Origin of the sequence: Paenibacillus agaridevorans (genome assembly GCF_018604145.1) — a bacterium.
GTDB classification, from domain to species: domain Bacteria; phylum Bacillota; class Bacilli; order Paenibacillales; family Paenibacillaceae; genus Pristimantibacillus; species Pristimantibacillus agaridevorans.
Map to the genome: position 1 here is coordinate 367,734 of NZ_CP075889.1, position 21,701 is coordinate 389,434.

The 21,701-nt window shown below is 54.0% G+C and carries 20 protein-coding genes; 15 read left to right on the forward strand and 5 right to left on the reverse strand.

Features of this window, described 5'->3' with window-relative positions:
* The first annotated feature begins 40 nt into the window (after positions 1-40).
* From KJW29_RS01425 to KJW29_RS01455, 7 genes are all read left to right on the forward strand, one after another.
* Positions 41-1,801, forward strand: coding sequence for a sensor histidine kinase (locus KJW29_RS01425; protein WP_214628479.1), 1,761 nt, complete (start codon positions 41-43; stop codon positions 1,799-1,801).
* Positions 1,798-2,853 (forward strand): response regulator transcription factor, encoded by a 1,056-nt coding sequence (locus tag KJW29_RS01430; protein WP_214628480.1) that lies wholly within the window; start codon positions 1,798-1,800, stop codon positions 2,851-2,853. Before KJW29_RS01425 ends, KJW29_RS01430 begins: the two co-directional genes overlap by 4 nt.
* A 198-nt stretch (positions 2,854-3,051) precedes the next feature.
* Positions 3,052-4,446, forward strand: coding sequence for an extracellular solute-binding protein (locus KJW29_RS01435; protein WP_108991897.1), 1,395 nt, complete (start codon positions 3,052-3,054; stop codon positions 4,444-4,446).
* A 66-nt stretch (positions 4,447-4,512) separates the two neighbouring features.
* Positions 4,513-5,397, forward strand: a complete 885-nt coding sequence (locus KJW29_RS01440; RefSeq protein ID WP_087570123.1) for a carbohydrate ABC transporter permease — start codon at positions 4,513-4,515, stop codon at positions 5,395-5,397.
* Positions 5,394-6,218: a carbohydrate ABC transporter permease gene (locus tag KJW29_RS01445; RefSeq protein ID WP_214628481.1), complete on the forward strand. Its 825-nt coding sequence runs from the start codon at positions 5,394-5,396 to the stop codon at positions 6,216-6,218. Before KJW29_RS01440 ends, KJW29_RS01445 begins: the two co-directional genes overlap by 4 nt.
* A 44-nt stretch (positions 6,219-6,262) precedes the next feature.
* Entirely contained in the window at positions 6,263-7,294 is a 1,032-nt protein-coding gene (locus KJW29_RS01450) for a Gfo/Idh/MocA family protein (RefSeq protein ID WP_214628482.1), read from the forward strand.
* Positions 7,295-7,507: 213 nt separating this feature from the next.
* Complete coding sequence (locus KJW29_RS01455; protein WP_214628483.1) at positions 7,508-9,547, forward strand: tachylectin-related carbohydrate-binding protein; 2,040 nt, start codon at positions 7,508-7,510, stop codon at positions 9,545-9,547.
* A gap of 74 nt (positions 9,548-9,621) precedes the next feature.
* Here the strand turns inward: KJW29_RS01455 and KJW29_RS01460 are convergent, their stop codons facing one another.
* Together KJW29_RS01460 and KJW29_RS01465 are read right to left on the reverse strand one after the other, a co-directional pair.
* Positions 9,622-10,389 (reverse strand): GTP cyclohydrolase II, encoded by a 768-nt coding sequence (locus tag KJW29_RS01460; RefSeq protein ID WP_087570127.1) that lies wholly within the window; start codon positions 10,387-10,389, stop codon positions 9,622-9,624.
* 103 nt (positions 10,390-10,492) lie between these two features.
* Positions 10,493-11,338, reverse strand: coding sequence for a helix-turn-helix domain-containing protein (locus KJW29_RS01465; RefSeq protein ID WP_108991901.1), 846 nt, complete (start codon positions 11,336-11,338; stop codon positions 10,493-10,495).
* A gap of 108 nt (positions 11,339-11,446) precedes the next feature.
* Here KJW29_RS01465 and KJW29_RS01470 point away from each other — a divergent pair, with 108 nt between their 5' ends.
* The 7 genes from KJW29_RS01470 to KJW29_RS01500 all read left to right on the forward strand — a co-directional run bounded on the left by KJW29_RS01470 (position 11,447) and on the right by KJW29_RS01500 (position 20,045).
* Positions 11,447-14,521, forward strand: a complete 3,075-nt coding sequence (locus KJW29_RS01470) for a glycoside hydrolase family 2 TIM barrel-domain containing protein (RefSeq protein WP_214628484.1) — start codon at positions 11,447-11,449, stop codon at positions 14,519-14,521.
* Positions 14,522-15,032: 511 nt separating this feature from the next.
* A complete protein-coding gene (locus KJW29_RS01475) occupies positions 15,033-15,866 on the forward strand; it encodes an AraC family transcriptional regulator (RefSeq protein WP_214628485.1) in 834 nt (277 codons plus the stop codon).
* A gap of 94 nt (positions 15,867-15,960) precedes the next feature.
* A complete protein-coding gene (locus KJW29_RS01480) occupies positions 15,961-16,791 on the forward strand; it encodes a helix-turn-helix domain-containing protein (protein ID WP_214628486.1) in 831 nt (276 codons plus the stop codon).
* Positions 16,792-16,900: 109 nt separating this feature from the next.
* On the forward strand, positions 16,901-18,016 hold the full coding sequence (locus tag KJW29_RS01485) for an amidohydrolase family protein (RefSeq protein ID WP_214628487.1): 1,116 nt from the start codon (positions 16,901-16,903) through the stop codon (positions 18,014-18,016).
* Positions 18,013-18,375: a Rieske (2Fe-2S) protein gene (locus KJW29_RS01490; RefSeq protein WP_214628488.1), complete on the forward strand. Its 363-nt coding sequence runs from the start codon at positions 18,013-18,015 to the stop codon at positions 18,373-18,375. Before KJW29_RS01485 ends, KJW29_RS01490 begins: the two co-directional genes overlap by 4 nt.
* Before the next feature lie 39 nt (positions 18,376-18,414).
* A complete protein-coding gene (locus tag KJW29_RS01495; protein WP_425517480.1) occupies positions 18,415-19,446 on the forward strand; it encodes an NAD(P)/FAD-dependent oxidoreductase in 1,032 nt (343 codons plus the stop codon).
* 203 nt (positions 19,447-19,649) lie between these two features.
* Positions 19,650-20,045 carry a hypothetical protein gene (locus tag KJW29_RS01500; protein ID WP_214628490.1) on the forward strand — a complete coding sequence of 132 codons (396 nt, stop codon included), beginning with the start codon at positions 19,650-19,652 and terminating at the stop codon, positions 20,043-20,045.
* 128 nt (positions 20,046-20,173) lie between these two features.
* On the opposite strand, the gene KJW29_RS01505 is transcribed toward KJW29_RS01500, so the two are convergent.
* The 3 genes from KJW29_RS01505 to KJW29_RS01515 form a co-directional block, all read right to left on the reverse strand.
* Positions 20,174-20,503 (reverse strand): hypothetical protein, encoded by a 330-nt coding sequence (locus KJW29_RS01505; protein WP_214628491.1) that lies wholly within the window; start codon positions 20,501-20,503, stop codon positions 20,174-20,176.
* A gap of 245 nt (positions 20,504-20,748) precedes the next feature.
* Positions 20,749-20,886 (reverse strand): Rieske (2Fe-2S) protein, encoded by a 138-nt coding sequence (locus tag KJW29_RS35885; protein ID WP_281426368.1) that lies wholly within the window; start codon positions 20,884-20,886, stop codon positions 20,749-20,751.
* Between the two features lie 12 nt (positions 20,887-20,898).
* Positions 20,899-21,156 carry an amidohydrolase family protein gene (locus KJW29_RS01515; RefSeq protein ID WP_281426369.1) on the reverse strand — a complete coding sequence of 86 codons (258 nt, stop codon included), beginning with the start codon at positions 21,154-21,156 and terminating at the stop codon, positions 20,899-20,901.
* A 216-nt stretch (positions 21,157-21,372) separates the two neighbouring features.
* Between KJW29_RS01515 and KJW29_RS01520 the strand changes: the two genes are divergently transcribed.
* Positions 21,373-21,678 carry a hypothetical protein gene (locus KJW29_RS01520; protein ID WP_214628492.1) on the forward strand — a complete coding sequence of 102 codons (306 nt, stop codon included), beginning with the start codon at positions 21,373-21,375 and terminating at the stop codon, positions 21,676-21,678.
* The last annotated feature ends 23 nt before the right edge of the window (positions 21,679-21,701 follow it).

Consider the following 21,701-nt stretch of genomic DNA (forward strand, 5'->3'; position numbering starts at 1 on the left):
CTCCGGCATCGTGTCGGCAGCTTCGTTAGGAGGAGCGAAAATGCGGAATGTCGTTTATTTGCTCGTGAGACGGTTGATGAACCGGCGCTTTTTCACGAAAATATTCATATCCATATCCGTCGTATCGTTTATCGGCGTATTCAGCCTGGTGTTCATCTACCAGCAGTATTACGAGCGAATCATTACAGAGAACGAGCTCGACCGCGTTCAGCGCTCCATCAACCAGGCGGGCTTCAATCTGGACAACCAGTTGCAGCGCGTCGTACAGAACGTGCAATACTTGTATTATTACTCCGACAACGGCTCCGAGCTGATCGGCGATACCGGCGGAGAACGGCCGGTCGGCAAGCTGGAGGCGTTCCGGGGGCAATATTCCAGCGAAGTCGAATCCGTGTTTCTTCTGATCAAGGATAACGGCAACGGCGGCCGCGAGACGCTGATTCACGATCAGGGGCTCGATAGGGTTCCCGGCATTGATTATAGAAGCCACTCCTGGTATCGAAGTTTTCTCGCGAAGGAAGCCGATATGTGGTCGAAGCCAACCCGCGACCATCTCTTTTATCAGGACAGGTCTTATACGTCGATCTATTTGACGATAGGCAAATACGATGCGGAAGGGCAGGACGCTCTGCTGACCGTCCGTCTGAACGGTCGTATTTTCAGTGACGCCTTCCGCCTGCTCGCGGCTTCGGATCTGCTGATCGAGTTGAAGGATGCCCGAGGGTATATCGTTTATTCTTCGTTTCCGGACGGCAGCGGTTCGAACGAGGCGCATTATTTGAGAACGGAATCCCGTCTGAGCTACAGCGGCTTTCAAGTGCAGGCTTATATCAACAAAGAGGCGATTACCGATAAAGTACGGCAGATCCAGGTTGTCAATCCGTATGTCATCATCGCCATTCTGCTGATTACGCTAATGATTTCGTTTTTGTTATCCCTGATGCTGGTCCAGCCGATCAAGAAGCTGCTCCAATTGATGAAAAAGGTGGAAATCGGCGATCTTGATGTCAGATTCTCAAGCAAATATACGGATGAGATCGGTCTGCTAGGCCGGAATTTCAATAAGATGCTCGCCAACCTGTCGGAGATGATCGACCGGGTTTACGTCGTCGAGATGGAGAAAATCAATGCCGAGATGAAGCAAAAGGATGCCATGCTGCTTGCGATGCAAAATCAGATTAATCCGCATTTTCTGTATAATACGCTGGAAGTGATCAACTGTCAGGCGATCCTGCACGATGCGCCGCCCGTCAGCCGGATGAGCAAGGCGATGGCCGACTTCTATCGGTATACGATCGACAATCCCAGGGTGGAAGTAGAGCTCGGGACCGAGATCGAGCATGTAAGCACGTATCTGGAAATCCAACAAGAGCGTTACCCTCATATCGAGATCGATATGGATGGGTTGGAGCCGTTCGACCGGTACCCAATCGTGAAGCTCACGCTCCAGCCCATCGTGGAGAACGCCTTCCATTACGCGTTCGTGGGGGAGCGGGATTATTATTTGAAACTGTACGCGGAAGAGGTCGACGAAGATACTTACGCCGTATTCATCGAGGATAACGGACACGGCATGGAGGAGTCCGCCATAACCTTGTGGAACGAGAGGTTCCGTAACGGCGAATCCGATGTCCCCGAAGAAGAACGGATTGACGGGCCCAAGAGAGGCATCGGCCTGCTGAATGTGCACGGGAGGATCAGGCTTCGTTACGGGGAAGGTTACGGATTGGAGCTGCATGAATCGATAACCGGGGGAGTGACCGTCCGGGTCGTATTGCCGAAGGAGGGAAAACGCGGATGAAAGTGTTGGTCGTTGACGATGAAATCGTGATCCGTCGGGGTATCGTCAAGTTGCTGGAGCAGCCGGGCGGCCACATAACGGGCATCGAAGAGGCGAAGAACGGCGAGGAAGCGCTGAACCGTCTCAAGACGGGGCGATTCGATCTGCTCATGACGGACATCCAGATGCCCGTCATGAACGGCCTTCAACTGATCGCCAAGGCCCGAGAGATCTATCCCGAGCTTGCCATTATCGTGCTTAGCGGATATGCCGAATTTCAATACGTGCAGCAAGCGTTGCGGCATCAAGTGTCCGATTACCTGCTGAAGCCGATTACGGGGGACAAGCTGCAAGAGGTCATTTCGAGAGTACTGCTTAACGATCCGGCCAAATGGACATCCAGAATGGATGAGGAGAGCATTCGGCTCATGAAAGAGACGGTAGCTTCCCTCGTGAAGAACGTGCTTGCCGAACGAACGGAAGAGTCGGACGCTGCCATCGATAGATGGGGAGCGCATTTGAACGGGCGCGGGCATACGCTGCTGGAAATGAAACGGATAATGGGCCACTTCGGCCTCCTCTTTCGTTCGGAGCTTATGCTTGCTCATAAGCGTCCGCCGGGATCGGAATCCACTCCGGTTTCCCCGGCGGCCACTTCGCCCGAAGAATTGCTGCAAAGCTGGAAGCTGATCTTGAGAGAGGAGATCAGGCTTGTGGCGGGCAGCCGCGCGCCCCGCAATAAACGAATCGTCGACGAGGCGATTGCGGAAATCAGCATGCGTTACGGAGATGCCTCCCTGAATTTGTCGGGGCTGGCGGAGAACGGAGGATTAAGTCCGGCATATTTGAGCAAAATATTCCGGGAAGTCATGAAGAAACCCATTACGCAATACATAAGCGAATTCCGGCTGGAGAAAGCTAAAGAAATGCTGCTGCGGGAGGACGCTCCCAAAATCAATCATATCGCGGAGCAATGCGGCTTCAACGATTACCCCTATTTCTCGAAAATCTTCAAAAAATATTATGGCGTTGCACCGCTCGAGTATAAAGAAAAAAATAATTCAACTATGTGACGAACCTTTACATGAAGGTTTGTTTTTTTGTATCAATTCATAAATTAGTTTTCAGAAGACAAGAGTCGGCGTTACAATACATTGTTGAAAACGGTTTATCGCGTTATGATTTGAACTGTCACATCCGATGCTTCATAAAAAGGTTGATATCGGTGTGAGGTATTGTGACTCAATTATCGAACAGGGGAGTGTGCAGACATGTCGAACAAATGGACGAAGCTTACAACGGTAATGCTGCTTGCCGCCGTTATTTCCGCTTGCGGATCGGGCAACGGCAACGGCAATTCGGCGGGGACGGGCAATACCGGAGGAAACAGCGGAGGCGCGCCGGCGGGGGCGACGGATACGATCGAAGCATGGGGAGAGACGATCAAGAGCCAGTATGGAGGAGACACATTGAATCTGGCTTTCGCAAGCCATCCGTCCACGGAATCGTTCCAAAAGCTGACGGCGGATTTCGAGAAGCTGACGGGCATCAAGGTGAAGTGGGAAGTGATGGAGGAAACGTATCTGAAAAACAAGCAGCTGCTCGACTACACGGGCAAAACAGGTTCGTATGACGTGCTGATGGTCGATGGCTTCTGGATGAGCGAATACGGCGCGAAAAAGGTCGTCGAACCGCTTGACGAATATATCGGAAACGAGTCGCTTACGCCGGCCTGGTTCGATTACGAGGATATTATTCCCGCCTATCGCAACGGTATCAGCAAATACGAGGAAAAGACGTATGGCATTCCGACGGCCGGCGAAACCCGGTTCATTGCTTATCGCAAGGACTTGTTCGACAAATACGGCAAGCAGGCGCCGACAACGATGGATGAATTCCTGGAGCTGGCGCAATTCTTTAACGGCAAGGAAGACGGTTTGTACGGCGTCTCCATGAGGGCGCAACGGGGCGTCCATGCGGCATCCGGCCTGATGACGATCATGTACAACTTCGGCGGAGGATTTATCAATCAGCAGACGGGCGAAGTAACGATGAACGATCCCAAGACGGTCGAAGCGCTGCAATTCTACGTGGATCTGCTTAAGAACGCTCCGAAAGACGTCGTGTCCTACACGCATGAAGAAGCATTGTCCGCGTTCATGACGGGCAAAAGCGCCATGTGGCTGGACGCGACGGCGCTGGCGAAGCGCATCCTGGATCCGGCAAGCTCGCAGGTGTACGACAAGGTCGCGTTCGCTCCGACGCCGGAAGGGCCGGACGGCAAGGCCAGCGCGCTCGCCGGCTGGAACATGTCCATCTCCTCGCTGTCCAAAAACAAGGAAGCGGCTTGGGCGTTCATCGTCTACATGAACAGCAAAGTCAATGCCAAAGCTTACGTCGAGGGCGGAGGCGTGCCGGTACGGACATCCATCTACGAAGATCAGGAGCTTGTGGCCGCCGATCCATCCTACCCGGTGCAGTTGGCAGCGCTGAACGACGCCAACGTGCTGGTGGAGAAGGGCATCTCCTGGATTCCGCCGCATGAGAAGATGGGTCAAATTCTGGACCGGGTCGGCTACTACGTGAGTGCCGCCATGTTCGGGGAAGTGACCGCCGAAGAAGCGGCCCGGAAGGCGCAAGAAGAACTGGAGGATATTGCCGGTTAACGCGGGAATCGGCGGCCGGGGGCGCCAGCGCGCCTCCGGTCAATATACGCAAGGAAGGTGACAGCAATGATTCGCTCCTATTTCAAGAAGAGACCTCATCTCGTTTACATCATGCCCGCCATCGTTATACTTGGAGCTTTGACGATTATTCCGACCATCTTTCTGTACGGGCTGAGCCTGACAAATTATGAGCTTGGTTATCCGACATTCGACTTTGTTTGGCTTGAAAACTATATGCGACTATTCACTGGAAAAGACGCCGAATTCTGGTATTCGGTATCCATCAGCCTGGGTTTCATGCTTGTGACCACGGCCATCGAGCTGCTGCTCGGCTTCTGGCTGGCGGTATTGCTGGACCGCGAATTCAAGCTCAAGTTTCTTGTATTCGCCTGCATGATCGTGCCGGTGGCGATGACGCCGAGCATTACCGGTCAAATCTGGAAGCTGATGATGAACGCGGAATACGGCGTACTGAACTACTTCCTCCAATTTTTCGGCGGCAAAGTGATCTGGTTGTCGGGGGAGAACGCGTTCTGGTCTACCGTTCTCGTTGATGTGTGGCAGAATACGCCGTTCGTGGCGCTCATTATATACGCCGGCATGCGCTCGCTGCCGTCCGATCCGTACGAAGCTGCGGCAATCGACGGAGCCGGCAAGCTGCAAGTATTCCGCAATATTACGATGCCGCTGCTCTGGCCGATGATTCTGCTGGCGGTCATCTTCCGGGCGATCGATTCGCTCAAGACGTTCGATATTCCGTATTCTCTAACGCAGGGCGGCCCTGGCAGCACGACGGAATTTCTTAGTCTTCACGTCTATCGACTCGGCTTCGCCGGGACGGGATGGATCGGGCGTTCGGCGGCGGTTTCCGTCGTGCTGCTCGTGCTCACGACCGTCATCAGCATGGTGCTGATCAGGCTTTACCGGAAAGGAGTTGAGAGCAAAGGATGAATCCGCTGGGCAACAAAAAAGTCGGCGCAACGACGGCGATCCTGTTATTGCTGGTATGCGTGTTCTGCGTGTTCCCGTTCCTCTGGATGCTCATCATTAGCTTGAAGACGGGGACGCAAACGTACGATCCGGCCATATGGTTCTTCACTCCGACGATGGACAACTTCAGAGCCGTGTTCGAGGACAGGCACGCGATGGATTATTTAAAGAACAGCGCCATCGTCGTTCTGCTTACGACGTTGATATCGATTTTCCTGGGAGGTTTGGCAGCTTACGGCTTCGCCAGATTCGAATTCAAGAAGAAGGAAAACCGGGCGTTCTGGGTACTGAGCTTGCGGATGCTTCCGCCTATGGCCTCCGTCATTCCGATCTTCGTCATGGCGAGCATGCTGGGCTTGCTGGATACGCATCTGGTGCTCGTCATTTGCTACATGCTGTTCAACATTCCGTTCACGATATGGATGATGCGCAGCTTCTTCGAGGAAATTCCGGTCGCGCTGGAGGAAGCGGCGTTCGTGGACGGAGCTTCCCGTTTCCAGGTATTCATCAAGATCATTCTGCCGCTTGCGACCCCGGGGCTTATCGCGACCGCGATCTTCTGCATCATCAATTCCTGGAACGAGTTCTTGTTCGCCCTGTTCCTGACCAGCGCGGACGCATCGACGCTTCCGACGACCGTGACGCTCTTCTTGTCCGTAAGCGGAGTTGCATGGGGCGAGATGTCGGCGATCGGCATCGTCACTATTTTGCCTGTGTTGCTGTTCGCCATGGTCGTGCAGAAGTATATGATTCGCGGCCTAACCTTCGGCGGCGTGAAATAATTCAACTCTTGAATCGAACCAACGAATGAAAGGCGATGAAGGTAATGACAACAATTAAAATGGGAATCGTCGGCGCGGGAACATGGGGCCAGACGCACGCTTATATTTATAACGATCATCCGCATGCCGAGGTGGCTGCGGTATGCGACATGAACGCGGAGCGGGCCGCCGTGCTCGCCGAGAAGTTCGGCGTTCCTGCTTCCCGCGTATACACGGATCATAACGAGATGCTGCGAACCGGAGGAATCGATGCGGTGGCGATCGTCACGCCCGATTTTGCCCATACGAGAGTGGCGGTGGACGCGGCCAACGCGGGCAAACATATGATTATCGAGAAGCCGCTGACGACCTCGCGAGAGGAAGCGCTTGAAATTATCGAAGCGGTGAAACGCAACAACGTGCGCATGATGGTGGATCTGCACAGCAGATGGAGTCCGCTGTTCGCCATTCCCAAGCAGGCGATCGAAGAAGGGGAGATCGGCGAGCCTTACAGTGCCTACTATCGCTTGAACGATATCAAGTGGGTTGCCACCGATCTGCTGCCTTGGGCGGCCAAGTCGTCTATTCTTTGGTTCCTCGGATACCATAGCGTGGACGTATTGCGCTGGTTGTTCGACGACGAAGTGGAGCGGGTGTACGCCGTATCGCGGGAAGGGATTCTGAAAGGGGAAGGCGTGGATACGGCCGATATCTACCAGACCATTCTGGAATTCCGCAAAGGCGGCATCGCCACGATGGAGAACGGCTGGATAACGCCGAACACCAATCCCAACGTCAATGACATGAAGCTGAATATTACGGGTACAAAAGGGATGTTCAACATTGATCCGACGCATAGCCAAATGATGGAGAGATTCACGGAGACGAAGGCGGACCGCCCCGATTTGCTGGTGCGCCACTTTATCCACGGCAAGCCGAAGGGCTTCGCTTACGAAAGCATTCGCCACTTCGTCGACCAGCTTGCGTCGGGCGAGCCGTTCCATGTGACCGTGGACGACGCCTTCAATACGACGATGGTTATACTCGCCATTATGGAATCCGCCAAAACGAGAACGCCGGTCAAAGTGGTCTATTAATTAATCCCCTTACTCCGAAATGCGCCTTCCTGCCTAACAAAATTTGTCGAATCTGATCGATCGGAACGCCGGAAAGATAGGAGGCGAAGTCGATTGACACCCCGTCCAGCGGAATGATAGACTCACTCCGAATTGGCGCCGTTCATAGGTTTCCTGCGCATCCTGTCATCGACAGCGCTAATAAAACGATTTCCAATCAAGGAGGAATTGTTGATGGCGGGGTTCACCGAAAAAGGATTGAAGCTCGAATCTTCCGTTGCGGGCACGATGGCGGCGCTTTTGCCCGCTGCCGGGCCAGTCGGTGCGGGTATTGCGACGGCGATCGGCAGTGTGGCGTTTATTATGGAAGTGCTAAGCTGGATGGAAAACGATACGACGATCCCGGACGCTCTGCGGGATATCGGGAAGCAGATCGATGGCATCATCTTCGTGCTGAACTTGCTGGACGAAAGAATGGACGAACTCGTCAATGAAGTTGCCAAGGAGTCGAATCGCGGGACGAACCGCGACCTGCTGGATTATCTGGACGAGATTCGGCAAGTCCATCTGGCCATGCGCGTTCCGTCGCCGGACATCGAGACGGCGGTGCGAAACGCGAACGCGGTCGGTATTACGTTAGACAAGTTCCTCCGCAACGACTATGACATATGGAGATGGACGGATGTCGTCACGAAGGAGGTCTTCGATCCGCAAACGGGGAATACGCATGGCGTTACTTCGCTGGCATCAAATGTCTTTAAACATTTGCCGACGTTGCCCGTCTATCTGATGGCCGTTCTTACCTGGCTGGCAGCACGGGAGAAGGTCGTCCAAATGGACGCGAGGCATCGGCTGGACGATGACGCCGGCCGGATCGCCAGACATTTTGCGGCTGTGTCGGTTCGTCCTGACTTCGATAAATATGCGGATGGGGAAGCAAGCGAGCCTCATTCAATCCCGGAGCACATTAAATGGCAAATACGCGCCTTCCCTATCGCCAGCGACAAACATCCGGTGAACCGGGTTTGCCGATTTATGTTCGAACTTCGGAATTGGATGAACGGCGACGTCAAACGCGGGGATCACTTCGATCTGACGATGGAGAGCGATCACGTGTTGTGTACGGTGAATCCGGACAATCTCGGCTCGCCTTCGCTTGAGATTGATGCAGAGACCGAATGCGGTATCGAGGTGCTGCAAGCTTTGGCGGAAACGTTAGAGCGCGTCTCGCATGCAGGTACCGTTAGGAAACCGTTTGTAGGGCGGTTTTCGACGGAGGAAACTTACGCCCCCGCCTGCCTGTACGTCATTGCCCAAAATGCGGAACTTCGCTGGTATCGCAACGAAGAGGCGGCGAAGCCCGGCGGATCGAAGGAATGGACGGGTCCCATTACGATCGGCAACGGTTGGGGAGAATTCAAAACGGTGTTCTCCGGAGGCGGTGCCGCTTTGTATGGCATTCTCCCGGACGGCAAGTTGATGTGGTACGGCCACGACGGCTATTTCGAAGGAACCGGGAGCTGGCGCGGAGCGCCAATTCAAGTCGGGCATGGCTGGAACGGCTTCAAATCCGTATTCCCGGGAGGAGAGTACATCGTCTATGGCATTCAACCAAACGGAGACTTGATATGGTATCGGCATGACGGAGCAGCTTACGGAGGGGACGAGGCCACCTGGGCTCCCGGCGTCAAGGTTGGCACCGGCTGGGGCGGATACGCCAACGTCTTCTCTGGCGGGTATGGCGTTATTTACGCCATCCGCGAGGACGGCGTACTGGAGCGCCATGTTCATGCCGGGTACTTGAAAGGAACGAGCGAATGGGAGCCTCGCGCCGAAATCGGCACCGGCTGGAACGGATTCCAGGCCGTTGCTGCTGCGGCGGACGGCGTCCTGTACGCTTTCACGCGGGACGGCAGAGTGCTGTGGTACCGATATGGCAAGCGAAAGAAACCGGCTGCCGAAGGCATTCGGGATTGGATGAAAGTGAAGGAGCTCAAGTTTAAGGGGGCTGTCCGAAGCCAGCCAGTCATTAAAGGCACGATTAGTCAGACGGTCTTGAAACCAAAAAGATTTCCGGGTCTGGCGCAGCTGCCGGATTCGGCGATTCCTGTGGAGTACTGGAAGAAACGTGAGTTAATCGAGCTTAAGAAACATCCGACCCTCGCCGATTTCGTGGCAATGACATGGGAAGGACCGGTTGAGGTGATGCGGGGCTTGTCCGGCTTCCGAAACGTATTCCCTCTCATGAATCCGCCGTTTCGAGGACCCAATTAACCGATAACGCTAGAAGAAGCCAAGGCACCCTTGCGGGTTGTCTTGGCTTTTTTCGATAGAGCCGGCTAATTCCGTTAATCGTTGTTGCAGCATCGTTCGTTATCGTTTAGATGGCCGGAGCGCTGTATTTTGGTTTCCAAATAGTTGCGGTTGTAATCGGAGACGTCTCCCCATAGCTGTACCCGGTCCTCGACGTCCAATCCGGCCTGGCGAAGCGCCTCCAGCTTTTTGGGGTTATTCGTGATCAGCGTGACGGGTTTCGTCCGAAGCGACTTCAACACCTTGATCGCGTCGCCGTAATCGCGCGAGTCGTCCGCGAAACCAAGCTGGAGATTGGCGTCCACGGTATCGTAGCCATTTTCCTGCAGGATATAGGCGAGCGCCTTGCTGAACAATCCGATGCCTCTGCCTTCGTGGTTGGCCAAGTAGAAGATAGCCCCGCTGCCGTGCTCGACAACGTGCTTCATGGACTGCTTGAGCTGATAACCGCAGTCGCATCGTTTGCTGCCGAATATATCGCCGGTGTGGCAGATGGAGTGGAAACGGATCAAAGCGGAGGCATCGTCGGCGAAATCGCCGTGAACCAGCACGCTGGATTGTTGAAGCTCCGCCAGATTGGACGCGGACAGCTTGGCGACGATCGCCTCGAAGTTTTCCGTTACCTCCTTGCAGTTCAGCCAGCAATACCACTTAAACTCCGCGGTTTCGCCGTCCAGGTTCACCGGCAGTTTGATGGGGCCGACGAGGTAGATGGCGCCGTCTCCTTCGGCAGAAGGAATAAGTTTGATTTTCTCTTGCAGGAGGGAAATGACTTTTGGATCAAATGATTGCACGACGGGCATAGCAGGCTCTCCTTTGATTGTTTCAAGTGTATCATTCAAGTATAAATCTTTTCTCTAGCTTGCGCATGTTCTGCGGCTGATTATGCGAAATCCGGATAAAGGCTTATTTGTCCGGTTTGTGCGACGGCAGCTCGTTATAGGCCCGCTTGTACAATCGGGTAAAGTAGACGGGCTCCATGCCGACATAAGCGGCGATCTGTCGGATGCTCAGATCGGGATATTCGTTTAGCATCTGGCGCGCTGTGTGCAAGCGCAGCTTGTGCAAATATTGCAGGGGCGTCGTGTCCAGCGCGGAGCGGAACAGGCGAGTCAGCTGCTTCTGCGAATATCCGACATGCTCCGCGAGCGATGCGATCGTAATCGGGCGGTTCAGGTGATCCCGCAGAAACTGGACCGCCGTGTCGACTGCGGATTCCCGGTAGCTGTCGGGCAGCGCGACGGGCGAAGCGGATGGGAGTTGCTCCTGATTGCTTTTAAGGATATGAAGCATCAGAGCGTACAACGCTTCGGAGGTATGCCATAGATCGGGGGCACCGCCGGAATGGGTCCAGATGTCGCGAATTCGTCCCGTGATTGCGGGAATATCGGTCACTGCGAACAAACGGGGAATATCCCGAAAGCCCCATCCCTTTAACGTATTGCCGAAGTTCTCCAGGAAGGTTACGTATGCGACATGCCACGCCTCGCTATCCTGCGGCATATATTCGTGCGCGCAGCCGGCGGGGATGTACAGCAGATTGCCGCTTTTAAGAATGTCCCATTTGTCCTTTTCGGATCCCAATCTCCGGAATCGGCCGGATCCGGATATCGTGAGAAATAACTGATGTGCGGAGAAACCCTTCATCCTCGTAATCGACCTCTGATTCTCCATTCCGGCCGTATAGACGGTGAGCGGCAGCAGCTCGCTTAATGTCTGATTGAGGTTGCCTCTAAGAGTCAGTAGCTCCATGGCAATGGCTCCTTGTCCATTTTGTATGGGTATTTGTCCATTTTGGTTGTTCCAACGTATCATAACGCACATCTATAATGGAAGCAAACCATTAGGAGGTAAGCGGACATGATCGATATCGAACGTTATTGGGAACGGCTGGACATTCTTGGGGTGAACAGGGAGCAAGCGCGGGCGTCGTTTATCCCTTATGGCAGCGCGGCAGCTGCGAAATCCGGCAAACGCGGAGGTTCTCCCTATTTTCAGACGCTGAACGGCGCTTGGAAATTCCGATACTATCGCAGCGTAAGCGATGTGACGGAGGTTTTTTACGAGGATACTTCCAGTGTGCATGAAACCTGGGACGAGCTCATTGTGCCATCCTGCTGGCAAAATAACGGTTACGACCAGTTGCATTATACGAACGTCAATTATCCCATCCCGTACGATCCGCCGTTTGTTCCGGATGACAATCCGGCCGGCGCATACGTAAGGGAGTTTAACGTAGCGGCAGCATGGATCGCGGATGGCAAACGAACGCATGTCGTCTTCGAAGGAGTTAACGCCTGTTTTTATCTTTGGGTCAACGGGACGTTCGTCGGTTATAGCCAAGGCAGCCGGATTCCGTCCGAATTCGATCTCTCCCCTTATGTGAAGTCGGGAACCAACCGCATGGCCGTGCTCGTGCTGAAGTGGTGCGACGGCACTTACCTGGAGGATCAGGATTTGTGGCGTTATTCCGGCATCTACCGCGATGTCTATCTAGTCTCCAGAGAAGCGGCGCATGTCCGCGACGCATTTATAAAGCCGGAGCTGTCGGGCGATTTCACAGAAGGAACCGTTCGTGCCGAGCTTGAGACGTCTGGCGAACTGTCAGTACGAACGGAACTCTACGAGCCTGATGGCGATCTGGTCGCCGATGGAAGCGCCATAATTGCGGGCAGCGGCGTCATTGAGCTAGGTTTGTCCAAACCGGAGCTCTGGAATGCGGAGCAGCCGCGGTTATACGATCTTTACGTGCATGCCGGCTCTGAAGTGTTGCTGTTCCGTATCGGTTTCCGCAAGGTCGAAGTAAAAGACGGCGTGTTCCGTGTGAACGGGAAAGCGATCAAGCTCAAGGGGGTTAATCGTCACGATTCCCATCCGTCGCTCGGGCAGACGATCCCGCTGAACCATATGATCAAAGATTTGAACCTGATGAAGCAGCACAACGTCAATACGATCCGCACGTCGCATTACCCCAACGATCCGCGTTTCCTGGATCTGTGCGACGAATACGGCTTCTACGTTGTCGACGAAGCGGATCTGGAATGCCACGGCGTCGTGAACACGGGAACGAAGGAAGAAGGCTCCTTTCATAAGCTCGCGGCACATCCCGACTGGAAGGAAGCGTTTGTCGAACGGGCGGTTCGGATGGTGGAGCGGGACAAAAACCACGCCTCGATCCTCATCTGGTCGCTTGGCAACGAATCCGGCTACGGAGGCAATCATATCGCGATGGCGGAGTGGGTGCAGCAGCGCGACGAATCCAGGCTGGTTCATTATGAGGGAGCGGCCGAGCTTTATAAGGGTGACGAGAATACCGAGGCGCTGGATCTGGAGAGCCGCATGTATGCGTCGGTGGCTGAGATTGAGGCCTATGCGCTGGACGAGTCAAAGACGAAGCCGTTGTTCCTCTGCGAATACAGCCATGCGATGGGCAACGGTCCCGGCGATCTGCGGGATTACTGGAACGTCATCTACGCTCAGCCAAAGCTGATGGGCGGCTGTGTATGGGAATGGTGCGATCACGGCATTGCGGTCAAAACGCCGGACGGAGAAAATTATTTCGCCTACGGCGGCGATTTCGGCGACAAGCCGAACGACGGCAACTTCTGCATCGACGGCTTGGTGTCGCCGGACCGCAAGCCGCATGTCGGCCTGCTGGAGCTGAAGCAAATTATCGCGCCGGTCGTCTTAGAGGCGGACGATGTGAACGAGGGCATCGTGCGGGTTACGAATCGCTACGACTTTATCGATCTGTCGCATCTGTCGTTGCGCTGGAAGCTGGAGCGCCTCGGCGCATTGATCGACCAGGGTTCGGCGGGGGCTTTGGAAGCGGCGGCAGGAGAGACGCAAACGCTGAAGCTCGGTTATCGCCAGCCGATTGCCGAGGGAGACGGCTGCGTGCTGACGTTATCGATCTGGCAGCATGGCGAGACGGTCTGGGCGGCTCCGGGGCACGAGATCGCGTTCGCGCAGTTCGAGACGCCGGCGGCTGAGGTTGCTGTTAGCGGCGGCGAGACTGGAGCGGGGGGAGAGGAGACGGCTGGCGCAGCGGCTTCCTACCGCTCGGAATTTATGAAAGCCGTAGAAAGCGGCGGCGTTCTGACGGTAAGCGGGTTCGATTTCGAATACAAATTCGACCTCGGCAAAGGTGTGATCGCATCCATTAGGCGTCACGGCGTCCGCATGATCGACGAGCCCGTCCGCTTTAATGTGTGGCGAGCGCCTACCGACAACGACATGTATATCCGCAAGGAGTGGGAGAGCGAAGGGTTCGATCGCGCCGTCATGAAAGTATACGGCTGTTCGTGGGAGTCGTTATCCGACTCGTCCGTGCAAGTGAAGGTTGAATTCTCGCTCGGGAGCTATATCCGCAGTCCGTTCTTGCGGGGAGAGGCTGTATGGTCGTTCTTGCCGAGCGGCGAAGCGAAGGTGTCCTTCGCGGCGGACGTACGGGAGGATCTGCCTTATTTGCCGCGCATCGGGCTGGAGCTGGTTATGCCGAAAGGGACAGAAGAGGTCGAATACTACGGCTATGGTCCGCATGAGAGCTATATCGACAAACGAGCGAGCGTGCGCAAGGGCCATTATCTGCTGACGGTGGACGAGATGGCGCAGAAGTACGTCATGCCGCAGGAAAACGGCTCGCGTTACGGAACGGAATGGGCGATGGTGACCAGCGAGCTCGGCATGGGACTGCGCTTCGACGCGCCGGAGCCGTTCTCGTTCCAGGCGCTTCATGTTACGTCTGCCGATCTGGCGGCCGCGAAGCATACGCCGGAGCTGGCCCGCCGAGATCAGACGATCGTGAACATCGACTACAAGATGAGCGGGGTCGGCTCGAACTCCTGCGGCGCGCAGCTGCTCGATCAATATCGATTGGATGAGAAGCGGATCGCTTTCGAGTTGTCGCTGAGTCCGGTATTCAAAGAAGAATAAAGCGCCCTTCGGGGCGTTTTTTTCTTATTTATAGAATTTATCAACGTTTCCATCCCTTTGAAAGCGGCGACTGGATGTCAAACTTCCGGTGAGCTTCAAAACGGGCAAGTGCGTCGGCGGAGAGGTCGGAATATAAAGGACATTCTCGACTCTTAGCCGTCTGTTTTTCTTTAATCGCGATTGTAACGGACAAACGCGACTCTTAGAAGCCCGAGTTGGGAGAATTGCCCTTGATTTGAAGCTGTAAGAGTCGCCAATGTCCATTAGAATTTCAATTCGTTCGATTTCTCGCTCTAAGAGTCGCTGGTGTCCATTACAATTTCGGCAGCCGCAACCGGGCGTGGACTTCGTACGGGGCAAACAAGATCGCTGACAGGCATTTTTCTCGAAATATAGACGGCGACAGCCGTTTCACCTTCGGCTTTAATATATGTACATATTTCATCACTATGCCTTCATTCCTCTTATTTCTTGTGCTATAATGCTCGAAAATACGGAAGGCGGTAGAAGAGTGGAGGACCTCGTTTATGAGAATGCTGCCGGCACATTCATAGTCTCTCATCGCAAAGCATTAAGTCATCATATGCCGGTCAGCCATTTCCACAGCACCTACGAAATTTATTGTTTGCTCTCAGGCATGCGAGAGTTTTTTATTCGGGATCGGACGATCACGCTGAGCGAGGGCGATGTAGTCATCATTGCGCCGAATGTTCTGCATCGTACGACCAATGCGCAGAAGCCGAAGCATGAACGGCTTATAATCAATGTGCACGAGGGGATGTTATCGCCGGACGGCTCCCATAAGGAAGCGCTTCAGCTTCTGCTCGAACGGGATTTTTTGCTTATAAGAGGCTCCTTGCGCGCAAGAATGGCGATCGAGCCGCTCTCCAGGGCAATCCTGCAGGAGGTGCAAGAGCAGGGAAACGGATTCGGGTTATTCGTTCAAACGCTTGCCGTACAACTGCTCATTACATGCTGCAGACAGATGAAACAGAACGATATGGGGCTGCTGGAGGCGTCAAGTCCTATGCACGAGCGGATATCGGAGATTGTCCGTCACATCAATACTCATTATATGGAGGAGTTATCGCTGCATGTGCTGGCGGACAAGTTTTATATCAGTCCGTATTATCTGAGTCGTTCTTTCAAAGAAGCGACGGGTTTTGTTTTTGTGGAGTATGTGAACAGCGTTCGTGTCAAGGAAGCGAAGAAGCTGCTTGAGCACTCATCCATGAAGGTGAATCAGATCGCCAGGAAGGTCGGCTTCGGGAGCGTGACACACTTTGGCCGCGTGTTCAAGATGGTTACGGGGCAGGTTCCATTATATTATAGGAAAAGTCATTAACTTGCGGTTTCGGAGCTGATTTTTCCGGCGGCTCCATTAGCTAGCGAAGCATGTTACGATGTTTACAAACGAGAGGAAACGGCGGGGGATATTCATGCACTATGAATTTTTTGAAGGCTTTATGCCGCGAATAAGCGAAGTGACGAATCGCAGCCTTCCGCTTTGGGAGCAGACGAATTATCAGATCAAGCGTGATCGGACGGCGCTTCATTCTCTCGGATACGTCTATAGCGGGGAGGGAGTGCTGGAGTATGCAGGGACGAGCCGGCTTCTTGTCCCGGGCGAACTGTTCCAGCTTTGGCCGGGACATCCGATGAGAGTTGTTTCGAGCAGGGAGAAGCCGCTGGCTTTCTATTCCTACTTATTCCGTTATCGTGTCGCGAACTGGGAGCAGGGCACTTTGTCGAGCGAGGAGAGCAGTGGTCCTTTGCCGCTCAAACTTGGTTCGGCAGGGGGGAGGAAACAAGAGGTGGAGGCCGAATTTCGCAAAACCTATGAGTTTTGGTCAGCCAAGGAAAGCGGCTACGACTGGCATGTCAAGCTGCAATTGCTGAATACGCTCAGGCTGCTGCAGTCGCTTGAGACGAGTCGCGACACGGATTCGAGCGGCAAGCAAGCCGTGCAGCGGGCAATTGAGCGCATGAAGGCGGATTTCGCACAGCCTCTGACACGAAGTGATCTAGCTGAAGCGGCGGCCGTATCGCCCGGCTACTTCTCCTCTTTGTTCAAGGCGCACACCGGTATTAGCCCGATTCCATATTTGAACAAAATTCGAATTGACTATGCGAAGCAGTTGCTTCGCGACACTTCCGTTCCCGTTAAAGAGATTGCGGAGCAATGCGGCTTCGAGGACTCCTTCTATTTCTCTAGATTATTTCATTTGGATACAGGAATGTCGCCTAGAGACTATCGAAATTCAATCTGATAATTATCCAGAATTCTATTCTTTTTCTTCATGTACCGCAAAGAGCGCAGCGTTGTAAAGTAAAGCTAAGCAAGCGGTCATCCCAGTTGAAGAAGAGGAGATGTGAACAATGGCCAAACCTCGTATTATTGATGCGGACGTGCACAATGCCATCGCAAACCCCCAAGAACTGCTGCCTTTCCTGCCTCGCTCTTGGCATGAATATTGGCTGTCGGCAGGACCGGCTTATGGCGGAGGGTGGGTGTCTCCGATCAACGTCCTGCGTTCGGACGCCCGGACGGATGAAGGAGGTACGCCGGGAAGCGATCCCTGGTTTATGCTCAAGCATCATTTTGAGAAATACGGCATCGATTACGGCATTTTGACCGGCTCGAATATTCTCGGCATATCTATCAATCCGAACCCGGATTATGCCAATGTCGTTGCAAGCGCTTATAACGATTGGTTGGTCGAGAAATGGCTGAAGGCAAGCACGGTGTACAAGGGCTCCATCCTGATTAATCATTCCGATCCGCAGGCTGCTGCGAAGGAGATCGACCGGATGGCGAAGTTCAAGGATATGGTGCAGGTCATTATGTGCAGCGCGTCGCGGATGCTCTACGGACAACGGTTCTTCCATCCGATCTATGAGGCGGCGGAGCGCAACGGATTGCCGGTCGCCTTCCATCCCGGCACAGAAGGACGGGGCATATCGGGGCAGCCGACGCCGTCCGGTTATCCAACCACCTATTTCGAGTGGCATAACATTCTGCCGATCAATTATATGGCGCATGTCAACTCGCTTGTATGCGAAGGCGTGTTCGAGAAATATCCGAAGCTGAAAGTTGTTGCCATTGAAGGCGGCATTGGTTGGCTTCCCCATCTGATGTGGCGGATGGATAAAAATTATAAAGGCTTGCGCGATCAGGTGCCTTGGCTGAAGCGGCTGCCTTCCGAATATATTCTGGAGCATGTCCGGCTGACGACCCAGCCGATTGAGGAGCCGGCGAATAACGAGCACCTTAATCAAATTCTGGATATGGTCGATGCGGGCCGCACCGTCATGTTTTCATCCGATTATCCGCATTGGGACTTCGATAATCCGCGCATGGCGCTGGCACCGATACGCAGAGACTTGCGGGGACGCATTCTCGCGGACAACGCGATCGAGCTGTACGGCCTGCAGGACGCTCCGGCATCGGAAGACGCGACTGTCACAAGCGCCGAAGGAGGCGTTCAGGCATGAGCAAACCGGCCATTCGGCACCACGTCTGCGCGGCGGAGGAGTTGAAGTTGCAAGGCCGTCGAATTGCAACGGTCAAGGGACAGGAGATCGGCATATTCGTCGTGGGAGACCGCTATTACGCCTGGCGGAATATGTGTCCCCATGGGGGCGCTCCAGTGTGTGAAGGCGTCGTATGCGGCACAAGGCTCCCGTCACTCGTATATGAATACGAATATGGGAAGGAACGCGAAATTTTAAGATGTCCGTGGCATGGCTGGGAATTCGATCTGCTGACGGGCATGCATCTGGTGGACGAGAGCGTCAAGCTTCGGGAGTATCGGGTGGAAGAAGAAGACGGCGAGCTGTATCTGATTATGTAAACGCAATACCATTATATGCGGCATCGGAGGCAATCCATTGTGACCAGCACGATTGAAGCGACGACTGATTTCGTCAATGAAGCTATTCATGAGACGGCAGACTTTATCATTATCGGAGGAGGGCCGGCCGGTCTGTTCGCGGCCTACTACGGGGGCATGCGCCAGGCATCGGTGAAGCTTATAGAAAGCATGCCGCAGCTTGGGGGACAGCTGGCGGCGCTGTATCCAGAGAAATTTATTTACGATGTGGCGGGTTTCCCCAAGGTTACGGCAGGGGAACTGATAGACCGATTGAAGGAGCAGCTGTCCGAATTCGAGACGCAGATCGTATTAGGGGAGAAGGCGCTGTCCGTATCCAAGCTTGCGGAGCGGCTGTTCCGAGTCGAGACGGACAAGGCGATCCATTACGCGAAGGCTGTCATTATTACGGGCGGCGTAGGCGCATTCGAGCCGAGAAGACTGGAACTTCCGGAGGCCGCCGGACACGAGGGGCGCGATCTGCATTATTTTGTGGGCGATCTCGGGAAGTTTAAGGGAAGGAGCGTGCTCATCGCCGGCGGCGGAGATTCGGCGGTCGACTGGGCGCTGATGCTGGAGCCGGTGGCAAAGTCTGTTACCTTGATTCATCGAAGAGACAAGTTCCGCGCTCATGAGCATAGTGTGGAAACCTTGAAGCGATCCTCCATTCGGGTTATGACTCCCGTAGAACTGATCAAACTGCATGGAGAAGAGAGAATAGAAGCGGTGACGCTCAAGGATATCAAGTCAGGCGCGGAGAGCAGTCTCGATGTCGATGACGTTATCGTCAATTACGGTTTTGTGTCCTTGCTCGGGCCGATCGCCGAGTGGGGGCTGGACATTGAAGGGGGATCCATCGCGGTCGATACCCGGATGCAGACAAACATACCCGGCATCTTCGCCGCCGGAGACATTACGACATATCCAGGCAAGCTCAAGCTGATTGCTGTCGGATTCGGCGAGGCGCCTACCGCGATCAACAACGCGAAGGTGTACGTCGACCCGGAGGCGAAGCTGTCGCCCGGGCACAGCAGTCATCGCAAGCATGGCTAGTTGCATGAATTCGAACGAAAGCGAGGCGGATTGTCTGTCATTGCAGTCGAGCTATCCATTCGTCAGACCGTTTCCCGTACAGAACCGCTGGTGCGTGCACAGCTATTATACGATTAGCCCTTATGCTCCCGACGGCTCGGGCCGACTGCTCCTGGCAGGCGCGTATCGTGCGCAGGGAACTCGCCTGAGGCGAGGAACGGTCTATGGAAGGAGATATGGAAGGCGCTCCACCGTTCGGCGAGCCTATTCTCTCCGGCCTGCTAGGCATGTTGTATGCGGTTGGTTATGGAGACGGCTTCTTCAGGCCGGAGGAAGCTCCCGTTCCCTTCATGCAGAGAGAACGACATGGCTTATTCAGGCATTCGCCGGATCGCGGGGAGAGCGATCTTGTTCTTAGCACAGCCGATATTCTGGCGATCATCCGCCAGCTGCATCTGCCGCGGGTGCTTGGCGACACTGAGGCGCCGGGACGCAACCGTTACCGGGTCTGTCATCATCCGGTGTTCTCTCGCGATGGCGGCAAGCTGCTCGTCAATACGCTTGAAGGCAGGGATGCCGTCGTGTGCGAGATAGACATGGCGGCGGCTCTTGGAGACTAGATATATGCGCTGTAAATCAGGGGAAGGCTGTCCGCGGTTCAAACCGTGGACAGCCTTCTTCACGAATAATTTAGTGCTCCACTGCGCACTCTGTTGCCTGAACGAAACATACTGCGGGAATTTCGGCCCTAGTAAACCTTGAATTCGTCGAAATGGAAGATGCCCGTATCCGGCGTCGCGGAATTCACATAGAGGTCGTCCAACGAAGCTACGGCGTTCCTAAAACTTTGATTAAAAACAACTTGCGTATTATTAATGTAAAGATCGAACGTATCGTTCGACGGGCGCGCAACAATTTTGAAGTCGTACAATGTATTTGCAGCGTGGGCTGCCGAGGAGTTCTCCAGCACTGTAATGTCGGGATGGCTTGCATAGCTGGCGACCTGTGTACTTGTAGTCCCCGGCAGAAGCACATAGGAGTATGTCTGGCCGGTTGGGTTGGTGCCGTGATCGAACACGATTGATAGCTCCTGGTATGATTGGCGGTCGATTCGCTGCTGTTGATGGCGTTCCATTTTACCAAGAAACGGTTTCTTTTTGTTTTACAAAATGAAGAAGGGGAGTCCCTCAGTCATCTATGACTTTCGGACAGCCCCCTCTCACAGAACCAAGACGTGCGGGTCATCGTATCAATTCGCCTAACATCCAACTTATCCGTCTCTTTAAAATTAAGACAAATACTTCCTCGTCAATAACCTTAATCTCATAGCCTCGCAGCCGCATGCGGGCATACGTTGCGCCACGCAAACCACTTTCCCCTGATATGGAAAACCCCGAGTTCCATCCCCTTGACTTCCACAATTTTACGAGCACCTTCCGGTATCTCATGAACAGCGCACACTGGATACAAGGTTTACTTTTTGCTTTGCCGTCTCCATCGCTCTGCTTCCCTTACGATACCAGTTGACAATGTTGTCTGCTTGCGCTCAAACAGTCGGTACAAGTTCATTGCATTCTCACTTAAAATCTTCTGACGCAGCTCTTTACGAATAGGCTGTAAGACAACTCTAGGATTATCAAAATCCCAATGCGGGTAATCCGATGAGAACATGATGTTATTATCTGCCCCCCATGCTCCGCGATATGTACAACGCGTCTTATCAGCGCACATACGGCGGCTAAGGTGCAGCAGCGTAGAATTATTCGTGCAACCAAGCAAGGGGCTGTCCGTGAAGTCATCCTTTTGTCCTGATAGCCCAACCGCAAACCCCGAGAATGCTGCATGATTGACATTCTCGGGGTTTTAGCATTGGCGTCAAACAAACGAAGCGCTAACACCACGACGGTTGACAGCAGCCGTCCACACTAGGGGAAAGGAAATGAGTAAATGATACATGATGGAATTTTGTTTTATAACGTAGAGCAATTGGAGGAATCGCCCCTGCTGCCAGGTTTACGTTTGAACCGTTTCCCTAGTGAAGTGAGGGAAAGTCTGGAGGGAGGAGGCTACGAACGGGGGAGACTGGTCGGCCGGGCATCGACCGGCTGCGAGCTTCGGTTTGTTTCCGAATCGCCCTGTATACGGATTGGTTTGTCGGCGGTAGATCAGGACGGAGACTTACTGGTCTACCGCGGCGATTATTTTCATTCCGTTATTAGACTAAAGCCGGCATCATCCGATTCATACAATTAGAGCGCCGCCGGAATTTGTTAAGG

Bases quoted from the DNA above. Each gene is read 5' to 3' on its own strand.
- KJW29_RS01480 (WP_214628486.1), top strand. From the start codon at position 15,961: ATGCACTATGAATTTTTTGAAGGCTTTATGCCGCGAATAAGCGAAGTG.
- KJW29_RS01500 (WP_214628490.1), top strand. From the start codon at position 19,650: ATGGAAGGAGATATGGAAGGCGCTCCACCGTTCGGCGAGCCTATTCTC.
- KJW29_RS01455 (WP_214628483.1), top strand. From the start codon at position 7,508: ATGGCGGGGTTCACCGAAAAAGGATTGAAGCTCGAATCTTCCGTTGCG.
- KJW29_RS01460 (WP_087570127.1), bottom strand. From the start codon at position 10,389: ATGCCCGTCGTGCAATCATTTGATCCAAAAGTCATTTCCCTCCTGCAA.
- KJW29_RS01425 (WP_214628479.1), top strand. From the start codon at position 41: ATGCGGAATGTCGTTTATTTGCTCGTGAGACGGTTGATGAACCGGCGC.
- KJW29_RS01490 (WP_214628488.1), top strand. From the start codon at position 18,013: ATGAGCAAACCGGCCATTCGGCACCACGTCTGCGCGGCGGAGGAGTTG.
- KJW29_RS01435 (WP_108991897.1), top strand. From the start codon at position 3,052: ATGTCGAACAAATGGACGAAGCTTACAACGGTAATGCTGCTTGCCGCC.
- KJW29_RS01445 (WP_214628481.1), top strand. From the start codon at position 5,394: ATGAATCCGCTGGGCAACAAAAAAGTCGGCGCAACGACGGCGATCCTG.
- KJW29_RS01430 (WP_214628480.1), top strand. From the start codon at position 1,798: ATGAAAGTGTTGGTCGTTGACGATGAAATCGTGATCCGTCGGGGTATC.
- KJW29_RS01440 (WP_087570123.1), top strand. From the start codon at position 4,513: ATGATTCGCTCCTATTTCAAGAAGAGACCTCATCTCGTTTACATCATG.
- KJW29_RS01465 (WP_108991901.1), bottom strand. From the start codon at position 11,338: ATGGAGCTACTGACTCTTAGAGGCAACCTCAATCAGACATTAAGCGAG.
- KJW29_RS01520 (WP_214628492.1), top strand. From the start codon at position 21,373: ATGATACATGATGGAATTTTGTTTTATAACGTAGAGCAATTGGAGGAA.
- KJW29_RS01470 (WP_214628484.1), top strand. From the start codon at position 11,447: ATGATCGATATCGAACGTTATTGGGAACGGCTGGACATTCTTGGGGTG.
- KJW29_RS01515 (WP_281426369.1), bottom strand. From the start codon at position 21,156: ATGTGCGCTGATAAGACGCGTTGTACATATCGCGGAGCATGGGGGGCA.
- KJW29_RS01485 (WP_214628487.1), top strand. From the start codon at position 16,901: ATGGCCAAACCTCGTATTATTGATGCGGACGTGCACAATGCCATCGCA.
- KJW29_RS01450 (WP_214628482.1), top strand. From the start codon at position 6,263: ATGACAACAATTAAAATGGGAATCGTCGGCGCGGGAACATGGGGCCAG.